We start from the raw sequence: 17,582 nt of genomic DNA, 5'->3' as shown, positions 1-17,582 counted from the left end.
ATGCCGGCTTCGCGGCCATGACATGGTGGCATGCGGTGATCATCTTGATCGCCGGAATCTGGGCCGGCGCCATCAATTCGGTGGTCGGTTCGGGCACCCTCGTGACCTTCCCGGTACTGGTGGCGCTCGGCTACCCGCCGCTGACCGCGACCACCTCGAACGCGATCGGGGTGGCGCCGGGTTCCGTCAGCGGCGCGATGGGATATCGCCACGAGCTGAGGGGGTTCGGGCCGCAGCTGGCCCGGCTCTCGGTCGCCTCGTTCTTCGGCGCGATATGCGGCACGGTCCTGCTGCTGTCACTGCCGCCGAACGCGTTCGAGTCGTTCCTGCCGCTGCTCGTCGGCCTCGCCGTAGCACTGGTGGCCGTCCAGCCCAAGGTCTCCGGGTGGATCGCGGAACGCCGCGCAGCCGATGGTGTCAAGGAAGCGGACCATCCCGGCATCACCCCGCTGCTGCTGTTCTTCACCTTTCTGATCGGTGTCTACGGCGGGTATTTCACCGCCGCGCAGGGCGTGTTGATGATGGGGGTGATGGGCATGATGCTGTCCGAACCTCTGCAGCGGCTCAACGGCGTGAGAAACGTCCTCTCCGCCCTGGTGAACGTCGTCGCCGGCACGATTTACGCCTTCGGGGCGCCGATCAACTGGTCTGTTGTCGCCCTCCTCGCGGTCGGCTCGACCCTCGGTGGGCAGGTCGGCGCCAAGATCGGACTCAAGCTGAAGCCCGCTGTGCTCCGCGGCGTGATTGTCGCGGTCGGTGTCGGCGCGATGGTCCATCTGGTGACGAAGTAGGGAAGCCCTCCGCCGCGTTCAGGACATGCCGTTTCGATACGCCGCACACGCCGGCCCGGGGACATGCCGGATGCGGGGCGAACGTTTCCTTCGTTCCGGGCGCCTTTGCCCAGCGGCCGCCGCGCTCCTCCACCGGGATCATCGCGCGTGGGGCCGTCCGGACGACTCTGGCGCCAGGTCGGCGAGCAGGGTGTCCAGCACCGCCTCCTCCTCCACGCGGACGCCGTGCTCGGCCAGGGCTTCGGCGAGTGACGGATCCCACGGGGAGGCCGCGGGAACGCCGGCCAGGGGGACCGCGCTGTCGCGGGCCGCGGCACGGTAGTCGACGGCCGTGTAGCGCCAGGGAGTCCAGGGGACACGGGCGAGCAAGGCGGCGGCGATGCGCAGTCCGCCCCAGTCGAAGTCACCGTGGTAGCGCAGGCTCGCACCCTGGTCCGCCAGCCGCCGCAGAAGCGTGAGGGCGGCGGCGGACGGCTGGCCCTGGAGGCACACCAGGGGTGGGCAGTGCGCACCGTACGCGTCGGCGGCGGCCGCCACGATCGCGGGGTTCTCGCAGACATGCACCGCCTCCCCCGGTGTCAGCAGCGGTGCACCCGCGGTGAGTTGGCGGAGGGTGAGTACGGCCGGTTCGCCGTTCGCGGTGAGCCAGTCCAGAGCGGGGGTGCCGCGCAGGCCGAGGGTGAGGACCGTGGAGGACAACTCGTCGCGCAGCAGTCCTGCCGAGGCCCATGCCTCGCGTCGCCACTCGGTCCCGTAGCCGTCGGGGAATCCGGTCAGCGCGCGGATTCCGGACAGGGTGAGGGTGGCCAGCGGTGTTCCGTCGTCGAGGGCGTGCGCGGAGCCGAGGACCCGGGCGGCGAAGGCGGGCAGCGAGACCTCGGGGTCCGCGGGGAGTTCGCTCAGGACCCTGACGGTGGCCGCCAGCAGGTCGCCGGCCGTCTCGGGTGTGCGGGCGAGGCGCCGTACGAGACCGTCTGCGCGCACTCGCGTCGCCCAGGCGGCGAGCCCGGGCAGCTGGTCCAGCCGCGCGTACGCCGCCTGCCACGCGCGGTCCTCGTCGGCGCGCGTATCGCGCAGGGGGACCACAGGTCCGGTGAGGGCCGTGACCGCGGCGGCGAGGCCGTCCGGGCTGATGCCGGAGCGGCGCAGCACGGCGTCAACGGAGTCCAGCCGGATCGTCAATGAGCGGCCGCCGCCGGGCGCCCGGCCCAGCAGGCTCTCGGCCGCCCGACGCTGGCTCTCGCTGGGTGCGCTGAGGGACACGCTGCCGGTGAGCGGTTCCTCGCGTTCCAGCCGGCGGCGGGCCCGTTCGACGAGCCAGGTGAGGTCGGGGCCGCCGAGCAGGCGCTTGAGGCGGACGGTGTCCACGCGCGCCGGTTCCGCCTGCAGGGCGTCGCTGGGGCGCCGCTGGGGAGGCGGTGTCGTGCGGCCTGCTTCCGGCTGCACGTTCACAGGCCCTTCTGCTCTTCGAACTCCTGCTCTCCAGAGGCATGTTCCATGTCCGGCCGCGCCGGGTCCACCGTCCGCGCCCTCGTCATGCCGTCCCACTCCCAGCGGGTGACGAGCACCGCGGCGACCTCGTCGATGCGCGAGAGCTGGGCGATGGCGATGCCGGGCACCTGCGGGTAGCAGGCCCATTCGCGTTCGCTGGTCATCACGACGTCCAGGTCGAAGGCGTGGAGCAGGCCCAGGCACTTGGCGCGGGAGTCGTCGTCGACGCCGGCGAACGCCTCGTCGAGGGTGACCAGGCGCGGGGCGTACGGGTTGCCGGCGGTGGCGTAGTGGGAGGAGGCCGCGGCGAACAGGGGGACGCAGACGGCGAGGACGCGCTCGCCGCCGGAGGCGGGGCCGGTGGCGGGGACCCATCGGCCCTGCTGGTGGCGTTCGATGCCGAACTCGTGCCAGGTGCGGTAGTCCAGGGCGGCGGTCAGGTGTTCCAGCCAGCTGCCGGAGGCGTCCTCGCTCTGCCGTGCGGTGATCTGCGCTTCGAGGAACTCGCCGACGGCGGCCCGGTCCTCGGGTGTCCAGGCGTCGGCCGACTGGCGCAGTCGGGCGCGGGCCTGGGCGAGTCCGGCGGGGGCTTTACGGGAGGGCCGCCAGACCAGGCGCAGTTTCATGCCGGTGGAAGTGGGCCGCTGCTCCAGTTCGTCGTTCATGGCGGCGACCTGGCGCTCGGCCGCGCCGATCAGTTCCTGGAGGGTGCCGGCGACCTCGGTGATGAGGTGGGTCTCCAGGATCTCGCGTTCGTGGGAGGACAGGATGCGGGTCAGTTCACCGACCTCGACGGAGAGGGCGTCGGCAAGTTCGGGGACGGCGCGGGCACGGCCCTGGTAGACGATGTCCACGACCATGCCGTCCTCGACCATGCGGGCGGCGGCGGAGTGTCCGTGCCGGGACAGGGCGTCCTGGAGGGTCTTCAGCTCTTCTCCGAGTCGCTTCTGCACGCGCTCCCAGGCGGCCTCGGAGTCGTCGGTGGCGGCGAGTTCCGCCTCGACGGCGCGGGCGAGTGCGATGGCGGCGGTGGCGCTCCAGGGCCCGGCGTCGTTCGGGGGCGCGTCGGTGCCGGGCAGCGCGACGGTGAGCAGTCCGGTGCCGGTGAACCGCTGGAGGGCGGCGATCGCGGTGGCGCGGGCGGCGACGGACTCGGCGATGTCCCGGTCCAGTTGCTCGATGCGTCCTCCTGCCTTGCCCCCGCGTTCGACCGCCTCGGTGTGGGCCTGCTGGGTGCTCTTGCGGCCCGCGGCGTTCGCGGCGAGGGCGGCGGCGGTCTCGGCGAGGCGGCGTTCCAGCTCGGCGACGGCCGCCCCGACGGTGGAGCGCAGGGTGGTGTGGCGTTCGTCGGCCGCTGCGGCGTCGTGTCCGGCCTCCTCGGCGCGCAGGGCGAGTTCTGCGGCGCGCTCGGCCGCCTGGGCGGCGTCGCCGCGTTCCTGTTCGACGGTGCGGGCGGCCTCGGTGCGTTCGCGCAGTGCGGGCCAGAGGGCTGCCAGGGCGACGTCGAGTGCGGACAGGGCCTGGCGTACGGCGGCGATTCCGGGGCGGTCGGTGGGCAGGCCGAGATCGGCGGTGGTCCGGGCGAGTTCGGTGATGGCCTGTTCTGCCCGCTCCGTCGCCTCGGTGAGGTCGGTGGCCCGCTCGTTCCTGCGTCGTGTGGCCCTGCCGGTCTGCTGGGCGGCGGATTCCAGCCGGGCGTGGGCCTGCCGCAGCGGCGCGTCGTCGGGTACGGCGGCGAGCTCGGCGTCGAGCGTGCCGCGGCGGGCCGCCACGGTCTGCGCCTCGGCGGCGGCCGCCGCCTCCTCACCGGCGAGACCGGCGAGTTCTGCTCGTAGTACGGCGATCCGGGCACGCCGGGCCTCTTCGCGGGCTCCCTCGCCGATGTATTCGGCGGCGGGCTTGGCCCAGCGGCCGGTGAGGGCGCCGGTCCGGAAGCGGCCGTCGGCGTGGACCCAGGTGTCGGTGTGCGGGGCGGTGTCGTGGGGCCCGTAGCCGATGGCGGCGAGCAGCCGGGCCACCGTCTCCTCCCCCACGGCGGCGGCTGCCGCGTCGCCTCCGTCGACGGCCGGTAGGAGCACTTCGGCAAGGGCGCCGGTGGGGACGGGGCCGCGCGGTGGGTCGAGCAGGACGTCGTGACCGTCCGTGCCCAGGGCTGTGCCGTCCGGGCGTACCCAGGCGTCCAGCAACCCGGATGCTTCCAGTGCCGCCTCGATGCCGGCGCGGTCGTGCCCGGGGACCGTTTCACGGAAGTCCACCAGCCGCCACAGGGGTGCGCCGGGCGCCCCGTCGCGTACACCCGGGGAGCGGGTGTACGGAGGCCGCGGGCCACGGCGGCCGCCGGACTCCAGGACGCCGAGTTCCGCTTCGGCGGTACGGCGCCTGCCGCTCAACTCGCTCCGCCGCTGCGTCACTTCGGCGGACCGGGCGGCCAGTTCTCCGGAGCGCCCGCGGTGGGCCAGGACCGCCGCTTCCCGGGCCGGGTACGGCCCGTTCAGATGCTCCGTCCACTCCTGGAGCTCGTCCAGCAGGCCGACGGGATCGGGGTACGCCAGTTCCGCCCATCCGGCGGCTCGCTCGCGTACGGCTCCGAGCAGGTCCCGGCCCGCTGCCTGGACGGCGCCGTGAGCGAGGGCGTGGTCCTCCTCGGTGTGGGCGAGGTCGGACTCGGCCTCGTCGAGACGGCGGGAGGCGGCCAGGCGGTCGGCCGCGGCACGGTCCGCCGCGTCGGCGAGTTCCTGCACGTGGTCGAGGGTCCGGCGCCTGCGGTCCGCCGCCGCCGCGACGGCTTCGCGGGCCGGTTCCCGGTCCTCGGGCAGTTCCACCCGGGCGTCCGCGGCAACGTCACGTACTCCGGCGAGCGCGTGCGCGGCCTGGTTACCGGCCGCGTCGAGCCGGTTCTCGGCGGCGGTCAGGCGGGCCCGCGCCCGCGCGAGCACCTGCTCGGCCTGCAGCCGGTCGCCCTCGGCGCGGTCGCGGGCGTCGGCGGTGTTCCGTGCGTGCCGGGCGGCCTGTTCCAGTTCGCGGGCGCTGCGCATCTCCGGGCCCTCGCGCAGGGCCGCGTCCTGGGCCTTGAGCCGGGCCTCGGCCTCTTCCAGTGCGGCAAGGCGCCCCTCGGCCTCGGCGCGCTCCTCGTCCGCCCTGGTCCTGTCGGTCCGTGCTTCGGACAGTTCTCGTTGCAGGGATTCGTACCGCGCGTGCTCGGTGCGCGGCAGGCGGGCCCGGCGGCGGGAGGCGATGCGGGCGTAGCGGCGGTAGTGGTCGAGGAAGGCGGAGGCCGCCTTCTCGGCCTCGGCGGCGGAGCGCAGCTCCTCCTTCTCCTCGTCCAGGGAGCGGAACGCCTCCGCGACGTCGGCGATGACGGCCTGGTCCATGGGCGGCAGGGCCTCGGTCAGCGCCTTGGACAGGGCGGCTTCGTTGGGACGCTTGGACAGCTGGGGCTGGCGGAGTTGGATGAGGAGGTCGACCAAGGCGGCGTAGCGCTGTTCGCCGAGGCCGAACAGGGCCTCGTCCACGGCCCTGCGGTAGGCGCCAGCCTGGTCGTAGACCATGCCGTGGCCGGTGACGGCCTCGGCGATCCGGTCGCGGGACAGGGGGGTTCCGGTGGCGTCGAGGAAGGCGAGCCCCTGTCCGGCGCGCTGGTCGGTGACGACGAACCAGTGGCGGACGATGCCGCGCCCGGAAACGGCCTTGAGGCCGCAGGCGAGGGTGCGGAAGTGCTCCTCGCCGGTGGTCTCGTCGCGCCGTCCGAACTCGATCCAGGTGTAGCCCAGGCGCTCGGGGTGCGGGTGCTCGCCGCCGAGCAGCAGGTTCCACTCCATGCGCTTGCCGGGGTCGGCGTCGGGTTCGACACGGCGCGCGGACAGGTCGCCGTCGAGGAGGAAGGGCAGGGTGAGGGCGAGGACCTTGGACTTGCCGGTGCCGTTGTTGCCGCGCAGCAGCAGGCGGCCGTCCTTGAAGTGGAACTCCTCGGTGTCGTAGACGAAGAGGTCCACCAGTCCCGTGCGCAGCGGCTGCCAGCGGGACCGGCCGGGGCGGGGTAGACCGGGCCCGGCGCCGACGGCGGCCGGCGACGGATGGCGGGGGGCGGGGAGAGCGGCGGTCATCGCTGCATGGTCCTTGGCTGGGTGGTGCTGGGCTGGGTGGTTCTGGGCTGGGCGGTCCTTGGCCGGGCCGTCTTTCCGGGTTCGAGCACGACGGTCTCGCCGACGGCATAGCGCGCGAGGGCGGGGCGCGACCCCGTCCGGGGTGCGGACGGCGAGGGAGAGGGCGGTGAGTTTGGTGACGGCCTGCTCGACGAGTTCGCCTTCTGCGCCCGGCTCACGGGCGGTCCTGGCCCAGAACCCGCCGTGCTCGTCGGCGAGTTCGCGCACTTTTCGCTTCAGCTCCTCGGTGGTGACCGGCCCCTGCCGGGCGGCGAGGTGTTCGGCGAGGAGGAGGGTGACGTGGCCGTGTGTGCCCTGTTCGGGCATGCGGACGTCGGTGAGGTCGTCGTCGGGGTCGATCATGGCGATGCCTTCGGCCCGGACTTCGGGGACGAGGCCGGTGAGTTCGGTGATGCGGGCGGTGAGGAAGCCGCGCTGGCGGGTGAGGTAGGCGAGTTCGGTGTCGGTGAGGGTGTCGTAGTAGAGGACGGGGTCGTCCAGCAGGCGGCGGGTGAGGGAGCGGCGCAGGGCGCGGAAGCGCAGTTCGTCGCTGTCGAGCGCGGTCTCGGCGGTCAGCGCGGCGAGCCGCTGCTCGAAGCCGTGCTCCTGGATCAGGGACGGGCCGTGCCGGGCGGCGAGCAGCCCGGCCAGCACGCGCCGCTCGACGTCGTAGAGCGCGTCGCCCGCTCCGCTGACGTACGCGTCCTCGTCGCCCGCGACCCGGCGCAGCACGCCGAGGGCGAGCAGCAGCCGGACGACGGCGGCGAGGTCGAGGCGTTCGTCGCGCCGGTCGAGGGTGAACTCGATTCCAGCGGACACCAGTTGGGGGTCGGCGGCGTCCAGGACGACCTGTTCGGCGAGGCGGCCGAGCGCGATCTGCTTCTCGCCGCGCTCCAGCGCCGCGAGCGCCAGGCACAGCAGGACGTAGCGGCGGCGGGTGAAGGGGGCGCCGGCGCGGCTGGCCTCACGTGCGGGGTGGGTGGGGTCGGTGAGGGCACCGGGGGCTTTGCGCAGCCGGGCGGCCTCCGCGTCGACGACGAGGGCCCAGCCCGTGTTGCGCTCGAACCAGTCCCGCAGTTCGGACGCGTGCTGCCGGACCAGCCGGAAGGCGTCGGCGTGCGGTCCGTGGGCGAGGAGCAGCGGGTGGGCGAGCAGGGCGCGGGCGGCCTTGCGGAGTTCGGCGGCGCGCTGCCCGTCCAGGACCTCGGCGAGAGGGGTGCTCACGGCGCCTCCTGGGTGAGGTCGACGATGTGGATCAGGTGGTCGGGGCCGCGGAAGACCCCGCCGGGGGTGCGGATCTCGGCGGTCGTGCCGTCGCCGAGGGCGCTGAGGCGGATCTCCATCGAACCGTCGTTGCTGGTCGCGGTGGTGTGGGTCATGCCGGGCCGCCAGGTGGCGAGGGCGTCGCCGAGCAGTTGGAGGAAGAGGCCGAAGGCGAGGGGGTCGAGTTCGCCGAGCGCGGAGAGCCGGGTGGTGCCGTCGGTGGTGAGCCGGGCGCGGGCCGCGGCGGTCTCGGCGGTCTGCTTGGCCGCGATCTCCGCGAGGCGGCGCCGGGCCTGGGAACGGTCCTCGACCTTGCGGGGCTTGCCGCGCCGCTCGTAGCTGCCGGTACGGCGCAGCTGGGGGCTGATCCGCAGGGGCTCGGCCTCGGCCCAGGGGGTGGCGGCGGGCAGCGGGCGGGCGGTGCGGGCGGCGAGGGTGTCGGCGTCGACGGTGAGATGGCGGGCGGGATAGAGGCCGAAGGCGGAGCGCCACAGCCGGTGCCGGGCGTCGTCGTCGGGGGCCTGCGCGAACCAGCGGGCGAGGGCGCGGAAGTCCGCGGAGCGGTCGGAGCGTCCGGCGCGCCGTTCGTTCAGCGCGCGGACGACGGCCAGCAGTTGGGGAATCGCCCCGAGTGCCCGCCCGCGCAGCAGCCGGGCCTGCGAGTCGCGTCCGTCGCGGCTGATGAACCACGCGCCGAGTCCGCTCCACCGCGCCCGCCAGCGCTCGTACGCCTCGTGCTGGGCGCTCTCGGCGGCGTCCGGGGAGGCGTCGGCGGCCTCGCGGGCGGCGGCGGTGACCAGGAGGGTGTCGATGCGGTCCTCGAGTTCGAGGATGAGCTGGGCGATGCGGCCGCCGAGCGTGATCAGGTCCTGGATGAACCGCTCCAGGTACTGGATGAGCTGGTCCTTGTAGGCGAGGAACGCCTCCTGCGAGACGTCGTGCAGGTCGATGGTGCGCTGCAGCGAGCCCATGAAGGCGCGGGCGTTGTCGGCGAGCGCAGCGAATCGGCTGGCGAGCCCGTCAAGGGCGAGGTGCGTCTTGGCGGGGTCGGGGGTCTCCTCGGCGGCGAGCACGAGCAGGGCCCGCAGCTGGGTGACGATGTCGTGCAGGGCCACGGCCTGCAGTGAGCCGCGCCGCCCGAGCGCCTGGTCGTACGCGGCCAGGACCTCCTCCGCGGCTTCGCCGGCCTGGGTGAGCTGGTACACGTACCGCTTGCGGTAGAAGTCCTCGACCGCGGTGACGCGGGCGGTGTCCGGGTCGGCGCGCAGATTGCCCCACGCCGACTGGCTCAGACTGTCCAGCGCCTTCGCCACGGTCTCCGCCTCGGCGGGCCGCACGCCGACGGGCAGCGCCGCGTGCACGTCCTCGGGGCGGAGGTGGACCGCGTACCGCTCCTTGGCCTGCAGGAACACCCGCATGATCTCCCGGTAGAGGGCGGCGGTGGGGGTGCCGAGGTGCGCGAAGGGGCCGTAGGCGGGGGTTGGGTGTGGCTGGGGCGGCGGCGAATGGGTCATCGCAGGTCATTGTGGCCGAGGGACGTTCGGGAGTGCGCACGTTGACCGGGATTGATCAGCTCGGGACCAGCCTGCCCCTGTCGAGCGTCGGTATGCGTGGGCCCTGCCGCCGTTGCCGCTCGAAGGGCGGCGGCAGTCCGGTCCTCGGGACGGGGTCGGAACCCTGGCCGAAGGACCAATCGCTTGCCATGATCCGGTCATGAGTGACAGTGAGAACGCCGTCTACGAAGCACGCCACGGATTCGACCGCCGAACCTCGGGGGTCCTGGCCGTGGCGGTGCTGTTCAGCGCGGTGCTGCTGATGCCCGGGACCGGCACTCCCCTGGTCCTGCGCATCGCCGGCACGGTCCTGTTCGCGGGAGGAGGTCTCGTAATGGCCGCGGGCGCACTGACGCGCAAAGTGGCGTTCCGCGTCGACGGAACGGGCGTACTTCTCGGCGGATCCCCCCTCCGCTACCGGTCCACCACCGTCCACATCCCGTGGGAGGACATCACGCAGGTGGTCCTGTGGCGGCAGCGCGTGCCGAACGCCTCGATCCCGTGGGTGGGCGTCTCCCGCCGGGAGGGCGCACCGCCGCTGCCCGGACCCGGTCAGGGTTCCACCGCCCGGGCTCTGGGCGGAGCGCTGGTGCCCGTACCGGTCGAGGTGCTTCTGACGTCGCGTGCGGTCAGCGGCTGGCGGCTCGACAAGCGGCGCCTCACGGAGGCTGTCGCGCACTTCGCGCCAGGGGTGCCGATTCGCGACGGCCATTGAGTCAACGACTGTTTCCGGGCGGTGCTCGGGCCTCATGGGCGAGTTCCCGCGCACCGATGGCCGCCGCGGTCCTGGTGGCGGCGGTCTCATTGCCCGGGCCCGCGAGCGGGGCGCCGTCACGCAACGCCGGGTGGCCGTCGACGTGCCGACCTGCGGACGGGGGTGGCGTAACAAGGAGGTCGCCGGTCCTCCGACGGCACCCTCGCGCCTACCCGCTCAGTCGCAGACGGCGTCCGTCCGGCTGCCCGCCGGGGTCAGGGCCTTCTCCCCCGCCGTGAGGCCGCGTCCCGCCACCGCGCACAGCTTCTCCAACCAGCGCTCGGGATCGAGTGCGAGGACGAAGCCGTCGGAGCCGTCGACCAGGCCCATGGACGCGCCGTCCTCGGTGAGGTCGGCGGTCGCGCCGTACCCGGGTGTGAAGTGGTAGCGCTCGGTGCCGCTGCCCAGGTCCCAGGTCGTGTACTCGTTCAGCGTGCTCTGGGTGCTCAGGGTGGACTCCGAGGAGAAGGCACCGAGCCATTGGACACCCCGGTACGTCAGCGGCTCGCGCCACTTCTGCTTGCCTTTCCGGTCCATGTCCCACACCCGTACGGCGCCGTCGTAGGTCAGCACCGCCAGGAGCCGTCCGGTCGGGTCGAAGGCCACCTGCTTGACGACGGCCGCCTCCTCGATGTCGATCGACTCGATCTCGCGGCCCTCCTCGAAGTCCCAGATCACGATGTCGATGTCCCCGGAGGGTGTGCGCACCGCCGCCTGCCCGTGTCCCGGGCGGGCCACCGCCCAGGTGCCGGCGGCCGCGATGGACACCTCGACCGGCTCCTGGGCCCTGGGCCGGTAGGGCGTGCCCACCGCCCGGCCGCGCGCCAGGTCCCAGCGCACGACGTACGAAAGGGCCGAGATCACCACATGGTCCGGGTCGTCGAAGGTCAGGGTGATCCAAGCCGGTGTGCGCCCGGAGCGCGGGTCCGGGCTCGTGGGGTCGATGCCGGGCGGTCGCGGCAGATCGATCGGGTCCTGTTCTTTCAGTGTGTTCCCGCGGACCTCCCAGACCAGGACCGTGCGGCCGTCGGCCGCCGGCGTGAGGACTCGTGTGCCGTCGGGGCTGAACGTGCCGTACAGGGCGGCCAGCGGACGGGACGGCCGCACCGCCGCCAGCGCGCGGTGCGTCCGCAGGTCCCAAAGGCGCAGCCCGTTTCCGTCGGCGTCGACGCTGACGACGCGGTCGTGGTCGGCGTCCACGGTCCTGATCCGGGCGGTGAGCATCGCGCTGTCGAACGCGGACGGCACCGGAACTCGCGCCACCATCACCGTCGCCCCGATACCGACCGCGGCCCTGAGCTTGCCGGGCGGTCCGGTGAGCGCCACGGCGAGCGGCTGGGAGCTGCCGGTGAAGGAATCGTCCTCTTGCGCGGGCGCGGGCAGGTCGAGGGTCGCGGGGCGCCCTTGCGCCAGGTCGAGGACGAGGAAGCGGAACCTGCCGAGAGTGGCGCTGTAACGCTGCACCGGGTTGAGGAAGAAGCGGCCGGTCCGGTCCAGGCGCGGCGTGTACAGCGGGCAGACGAGGCCCAGTTGTCGCGTGCTGTACTGGTGGCGGACCTTCGGCGTACCGGTGAGGTCCCAGGACTGCAGGATCCCGTCGGGGGTGCACCGCACGAGCGTCCGGCCGTCGCCGCTGACCGTGACGGTGCCGGTCAGGTCCGTTCCCCAGGTCTCCGCGTCCAGGCGGCCGGTGCCGAGGTTCCACCGGACCAGGCGGCCCTGGGCTCCTTCGGCCGCACCTTCCTGGGTGATCCGGCCGATCACGGTCCCCTCCGGGCCGAACCACGCCTGGTCGGTCTGCCAGCCCTTCGGCGGGCGCAGTGTCTTGCCCACACGCCGGCCGCTCTCGGACTCCCAGACGAGGACGCCTTCGCCGGGCTGGGCGGCGAGCACCGTGCCCCCTGTGGCGTCGAAGCGGAGATCGGTGGCGGCGCGGGCGTTGGCCCGTACGGCGTCGCCGTCCCGCAGGACGACCGTGCGCCACTCGTCGCCTGCGTCCGGTCCGATTCCCAGGGACACCTTCCCGCTGACGGACGCCCGCGCGGAGATCCGCCCGTCGGGCGAGAGCGCGACGATCTTCGATCCCGTCGGCAGGCCCCGATCGCGTACCTCGTCCGTGCCGAGCGTCAGGCCGACGGCGTCACCGGAGGTCATGCCCACGTTGATCCGCCGGCCGTCCTCGCTCATCGCGACGTCGCGGACCGGGGCGTGGTCGTCCCACACCACGCGCTCCACGTGGCGGAGCCGTAGATACTGCCTGATCAGCGCGGTGCGCGCCGCCGGATCCTGAGCCGTCCGGTACGCCGCCGCCGAGAACAGGGCAGACGTCGCCACCGACACGTCGTCGAGCTGCTCGGCCTTCACGGCCAGTTGCTCGGACGCCGACCGCCGAAGCTGTCCGTCGAGCTGTGCGTTGCGCCGAAGGAAGAGCCCGGAGGCGACCAGCGCGAGCACCGTCAGAAGAGCGAGCCCGCCGATGAACCAGCGCTTCTGCCGTTGTCGCCGCCGCGCGAGTTCCTCCCGTGCCGAACGTCGATCAACGGAGCGCTCGATGAACCGGCGTTCCGCGTCGGTCAGTGCGGGACCGCGCTGCGCCACCCACTGCTCCGCCTCCGCCAGCGGCTCGTCCTCCAGCAGCTGTGCGCGCTCCACGTCGTGCCGCAGCTCCGCCCGCCAGGCCAGGAACCTGCGTTCTTCGCGCACCCGTTCCTCGAGCCTCTTCCAGGCGCCGATCAGCGCCTCGTGGGCGAGTTCGGCGGTGACCGCCTCACCGCCTCCGCCGCGCAGGACGAGGAGGCGCCGCTGGGCGAGCGCGGTCGCGATCCGCCAGCGCTCCTCGCCCGCGTCCTCCTGCCTCAGGGCGTTGCGTATCGGGGCGTCGCCGCCCGGCAGGAAGCGGACGAGATCGGTGAGCAGCCGCATGGCCTCGGCCTCGTCCGCCTCGCGGACGCAGCTGCGCCAGGCGGTCTCGGCGTACTTCCCCAAGGCGCCTCGCACACCTCCCACTTCGCGGTAGGTGTCGAACCTGAGCCGGCCGCCAGCCTGTCCATCCCACAGCTGTGCCATGACGAACCCCAGCAGCGGCAGCGCGCCGGGGCCGTCCCCCGCGTCCTCCAGCATGCGCTCCACGAGCCCGTCGTCGTAGGTGACGGACGGTGTCAGCTCGAGGGGGCCGAGGATCACCTGCGCCAGCTGGTCGCGGGACATGGGGGCGAGCGGATACACGCTGCCGCTGCCGAGTGCCGGGCCGAGGCGCGGATGGCTGAGGGCGGCGTCCATGAAGTCGGACCTGAGCGTGATCAGCACCCGCAGGCCGTCGGACCGGCGCTCGGGGAACAGCAGCCGCACGGCCTCCCCGACCGCTTCGTCCGGTTCCGCGAGGAGTTCCTCGCCCTGGTCGAGCACGACGAGCAGCCGTTGCTCCGCTTTCCCGCTGGTGGTGCGCAGGACGTCGATGAGTGCGCGGTCCGCGAGGAGGTCCTCCACCGCCCGGACCTCCCGCGCTCTGGCGGCGCCGATCAGGGCGGGATGGACGACGGTCACGAGTTCGGAGGCGAGCGCCGCTCGCAGGGAGGAGTCCTCACCGGCGCGGACCACGACGACGGCGTGGCCCCGCTCCCGCATCCGCGGGACCACGCCCGCGCGTGCCAGGGAGGACTTGCCGCAGCCGGAGGGGCCGACGAGGGTGACGCACGGGTCGGGCCCGGTGAGGAGCGCGGTGACCTTGGCGATGTCGCTCCGGCGGCCGAAGTGGACGTCCGAGTCGGCCTCCTGGAAGGTCGACAGGCCGCGGTAGGGGGTGGCGGGGCGCACCACGGGCGCCAGGTCGGGCAGTTCGCCGACGAGGGTGCGGGTGGGTATCAGGAAGCTCTGCTGCACCCCGCCGGGCTGGACCACGACGACCATCCCCGCGACGGCGCGCAGTTGTTCGTCCCAGACCGGACTGCCGCTGAACCCTTCCTCGACGGGCACGCCGTGCGGGTCGGCCTGCGAGAGCTGGAGCCAGCCTTCGGCGGTGGCGCCGCGCAGCCGTCCGTAGTGCCAGACGCCGCCCGGGGAGCGCCAGGGGAACCCGGGCACGCGTACGTCGTGTCCCCAGACGCGATCTGTGTCGGCCATGTGGACGGGGTGGGCGCCGGGTATCGGGGCGCGCAGCCGCAGGACCGCGATGTCGCCGGTCTGGTCGGGGCGTACGGGCACCCAGTGCTCGAGCTCGGCGGTGCCGGCGCCCGATGCGAAGGGCAGGTCGACGTGGAGTTCGGTGCCGGGTGTCACGTCGTCCTCGCGGGGCCGGCCGAGAGCGTCGCTGACCACGTGCGCGCAGGTCAGCACGAGGTCGGGTGCGACGAGGAAACCGCCGCCCACGGGTTCCCCGTCGGGGCGTTTGACGCGGACCACGGCGGCCGCGAGCGCCTCCTCGGGGCTGCGGGACGCGGCGCCCGTCGCCGTCACCTCGGCCGTCACCGCAACCTCCGGTCCCCCGTGACCCTCTTTAGGTCAACTCCGTTACGGAGTATGCCCGTTGGCGTCTGGTCGGTCACCCCGGTTCCAGGTCAGCGTGACCGAGAAGTTGGCCGCCGTGGCGGTGCTGGCGATCACGACATCCGCCTCGGCGGACAGGGAGACGCCGAATTCGAGGGTCACCTCGTCCGGGGCGTGCGCCATCCCGCGGAACCGTCCCACGAAGCCCTCCGCCACGGGCCGGACGATGTCCAGCATCTGCCCGAGGGACCGTTCGGCGCGCGCCACCGCGCGGCCGCCGCGACCGACCCGTACAGGACCATCGTCCAGGTCGCGCACTTGGACGCGGATCACGTCGTCGCTGCCGTCGCCCAACGGCACTTCCACGATGCGCACAGGGCGTTCGGTCATGGCGGTCCTCCTTGGCTCCGGGGCGGCGTCCGGCGATCTTAACGATCTCAACGGGGCTTGCAGTAGAGCTAGTTGGAGGCATGAGGGATGTGTTCAGCGGCCGGGCCGGGACGGCCTACGGACCTCGACATCCCGCCGAGGAGGCGCGGCGGGACTTTCTTCACGCCTTTCTTCACGCCTTTTTTCATGTCTTGACAGAACGCGGACAAGGCTGTTTCGATCTGCTCGCATCCCGAGGAGGGAGAGGGGGCGGATCCGTCCGAGGGATCGGGACCTAGCACGACCCGCGCATCCCACCAGAAAGGAAGGACATCGTGAGACGTTCCCTCATGGGGGCAGCCGCAGCTCTCACCTTGGTCGTTCTCGCCGGCACGGAGTCCGCGGCCCCGGCCGCCGTACCGCACCACCACGGCTCGTCGGTGGCGGGCACCTATTCCACGGGGGCCGGCCACGCGTGGCAGCCGTTACAGGCCGTGAGCCCGGCCGCCCCCACCGACGCGACCGTCGTCGTCGACCCGAGCAGCCCGCGTCAGAAGTACTCGGGCATCGGGTTCTCCCTGGACGAGACGAGCGTGTCCAATCTGTGGAAGCTCACCCCCGCGAAGCGCGAGGAGGCCGTCCGGCTGCTCGTCGACCCGAAGACGGGGGCGGGCCTGAACCGGTTCCGCCTCACGATCGGCAGTCCCGACCTCATCGAGCACCTGCCGTTCTGGTCGGAGGACGACCTGCCCGCCGGCGTCACCGACGACTTCGGGCTGAAGCACTTCTCCATCCAGCGGGACATCGACCTGCACATCGTCGACACGATCAAGCTGATCCAGCGCTACAACCCGAAGGCGACGTTCTTCGCGTCCGCGTGGAGCGCCCCGGCGTGGATGAAGACGAACAACCGCTTCACGGGCGAGGTCGCGCTCAAGCCGGGCAGCACGACGGACTATTACCAGGTCGGCAAGCTCCGGGACGACTGCATCGACGTCTTCGCCCGCTACTACGTCAAGTTCGTCCAGGCGTACGCACGGCACGGCATCCGCGTCGACGCCCTGACCCTGCTGAACGAGCCCGGCATGGACGTGGTCTACCCGGCGATGGACATCGATGTCGCCCAGCAGCAGAAGCTCGCCCTCGCGATCAAGAAGGCCCTGCACCGGTCTGGTCTGACCACCGGGCTGTACGTCCACGACTTCAACTTCTGGGACTGGCGCGACCCGAACAGCACGGCGACCAAGAACTACCACCGCATCTTCGACGACGCCCCCGACGGCTCCGTGACCGGCAAGCAGGTCCTCAACGCCACGGACGCCGTGGCCTTCCACCCCTACTGGGGCGACCCGAAGGTGATGCGCGACGCGTTCGAGCAGACGGGCAAGCCGGTCCACATGACGGAGACCAGCGACCTGTCCGCGGCGACCATCCTGAACTACTTCCGCCTCGACGCGAGCTCCTACGTCCTGTGGGCGCAGGCCACCGACCAGGACGGCGGCACGCTCCACTGGACGCCCGCCCGGGACAACAACGTCGACTGGGACGAGATCGGCGCGACCACCAAGTGGCCCGACCGCCTGGTCAAGGTGAACACGGCGACCAGGGACTTCACCGTCCGCGACGAGCTGTACGCCATGGGGCAGTTCGCCAAGTACCTGACGCCCGGCGACGTACGGCTGGAGTCGAGCACCACGGCGAACGGCGTGAGCAACGTCGTGTACCGGCACGGCACGGACCGCTTCGTCGCCGTCCTGGGCAACAGCAACAGCACGGACGCCACGGTGCGGGTCGTACTCGCCGGCAAGTCGTTCGCGGTGAAGGTCCCGGCGAACTCCTACGCCACGTACCAGTGGAAGCAGCGCATCCCCCGGGACAGGCACAACCGGGCACCCGTGGTGGCCGCCGTGCCCAACGTGGTGGCCGACCAGTACGACACGGTGCAGGTGCCGCTCAAGGCAACCGACCGCGACAGCGACCGCCTCGCCTTCTACGCGACCGACCTCCCGGACGGCGTCACCCTCGACCCCGCCACGGGAGTGGTGACCCTCAAGCCGACCGCGGCCGGCGAGAACGACGTGACGGTGACCGTCACGGACGGCGCCGCGCACGCACAGGTGACCCTGCACGTGACGGTGCGCCCGCACAGTGCGCCAGTCGGGGTGCGGGTGGAGGCGGAGTCGTACGCGGCCCAGCACGGCTGGACGGCGGGCGGGGCCAACTTCATCGAGGCCAACCCCGCGGCGAGCGGCGGCGCGAACGTCGGCTGGACCGCCGCCGGCAACTGGCTGGACTACGGCGTCAACGTGCCGAAGGCCAGCACGTACGACCTGGAGCTCCGCGTGGCCACCGGCACGGGCGCTCCCGTCCCGAACGCACTGACCTTCCGCGACGCGGACGGCACGACACTGGCCACGGTGTCCGTCCCGAACACGGGCGGCTGGTCCACCTACCAGTCCGTGCACGTCCCGGTCACCCTGGCCGCGGGCGACCAAGTGGTCAGGCTCTTCTGCGAGACGGGCGGCTTCAACATCGACTACCTGCACCTGTCGTAAAACCCCGGCGGCCCGCCGTCACTCCCCCGGCGGGAAGTGACGGCGGGCCCCAAAAGAGGCGGTCAGGAACGGGGAATTGCCATCCGGTCGAAGTCCGCAGCGTGGCCGGTGTGGGCCACCAAAGCACGCAGGTCTCCCAGGATCACCAAGCGGCTTGATAGACGCCGGCCTTCTTCTGTGCA

General features: G+C 72.6%; 8 protein-coding genes. 3 read left to right on the top strand and 5 right to left on the bottom strand.

All coding sequences use genetic code 11. The annotated features are described in order from the left end of the window. Positions 1–17 precede the first annotated feature (17 nt). Positions 18–791, top strand: coding sequence for a sulfite exporter TauE/SafE family protein (locus ABZ479_RS16415; RefSeq protein WP_500462239.1), 774 nt, complete (start codon positions 18–20; stop codon positions 789–791). A 138-nt stretch (positions 792–929) separates the two neighbouring features. Here ABZ479_RS16415 and ABZ479_RS16410 read toward each other — a convergent pair whose 3' ends face one another. From ABZ479_RS16410 to ABZ479_RS16400, 3 genes are all read right to left on the bottom strand, one after another. Then, the gene (locus tag ABZ479_RS16410) at positions 930–2,159 is read right to left on the bottom strand and encodes a TIGR02679 family protein (RefSeq protein ID WP_500462238.1); all 1,230 of its coding nucleotides are present in this window, start codon (positions 2,157–2,159) and stop codon (positions 930–932) included. Between the two features lie 80 nt (positions 2,160–2,239). Continuing rightward, entirely contained in the window at positions 2,240–7,648 is a 5,409-nt protein-coding gene (locus ABZ479_RS16405; RefSeq protein WP_500462237.1) for a TIGR02680 family protein, read from the bottom strand. Then, positions 7,645–9,201, bottom strand: a complete 1,557-nt coding sequence (locus ABZ479_RS16400; protein ID WP_500462236.1) for a TIGR02677 family protein — start codon at positions 9,199–9,201, stop codon at positions 7,645–7,647. Before ABZ479_RS16400 ends, ABZ479_RS16405 begins: the two co-directional genes overlap by 4 nt. 199 nt (positions 9,202–9,400) lie before the next feature. Between ABZ479_RS16400 and ABZ479_RS16395 the strand changes: the two genes are divergently transcribed. Then, entirely contained in the window at positions 9,401–9,955 is a 555-nt protein-coding gene (locus ABZ479_RS16395) for a hypothetical protein (protein WP_500462235.1), read from the top strand. Positions 9,956–10,171: 216 nt separating this feature from the next. Here ABZ479_RS16395 and ABZ479_RS16390 read toward each other — a convergent pair whose 3' ends face one another. Beyond that, complete coding sequence (locus ABZ479_RS16390; RefSeq protein ID WP_500462234.1) at positions 10,172–14,458, bottom strand: nSTAND1 domain-containing NTPase; 4,287 nt, start codon at positions 14,456–14,458, stop codon at positions 10,172–10,174. Positions 14,459–14,500: 42 nt separating this feature from the next. Further along, complete coding sequence (locus ABZ479_RS16385) at positions 14,501–14,866, bottom strand: CU044_2847 family protein (RefSeq protein ID WP_500462233.1); 366 nt, start codon at positions 14,864–14,866, stop codon at positions 14,501–14,503. Between the two features lie 314 nt (positions 14,867–15,180). On the opposite strand from ABZ479_RS16385, the gene ABZ479_RS16380 reads away from it, so the two are divergent. Then, on the top strand, positions 15,181–17,400 hold the full coding sequence (locus tag ABZ479_RS16380) for a carbohydrate-binding protein (RefSeq protein ID WP_500462232.1): 2,220 nt from the start codon (positions 15,181–15,183) through the stop codon (positions 17,398–17,400). Positions 17,401–17,582: the final 182 nt, after the last annotated feature.

It is taken from the genome of Streptomyces sp. NPDC005722 (assembly GCF_040630935.1).
GTDB lineage: Bacteria > Actinomycetota > Actinomycetes > Streptomycetales > Streptomycetaceae > Actinacidiphila.
The sequence above is the reverse complement of the archived record's forward strand: the minus strand, read 5'-3'. Positions and strand labels throughout refer to the sequence as shown.

Excerpts from the sequence above, each read along its gene's own strand:
- ABZ479_RS16415 (WP_500462239.1), top strand. The coding sequence starts at position 18 with ATGACATGGTGGCATGCGGTGATCATCTTGATCGCCGGAATCTGGGCC.
- ABZ479_RS16385 (WP_500462233.1), bottom strand. The coding sequence starts at position 14,866 with ATGACCGAACGCCCTGTGCGCATCGTGGAAGTGCCGTTGGGCGACGGC.
- ABZ479_RS16395 (WP_500462235.1), top strand. The coding sequence starts at position 9,401 with ATGAGTGACAGTGAGAACGCCGTCTACGAAGCACGCCACGGATTCGAC.
- ABZ479_RS16400 (WP_500462236.1), bottom strand. The coding sequence starts at position 9,201 with ATGACCCATTCGCCGCCGCCCCAGCCACACCCAACCCCCGCCTACGGC.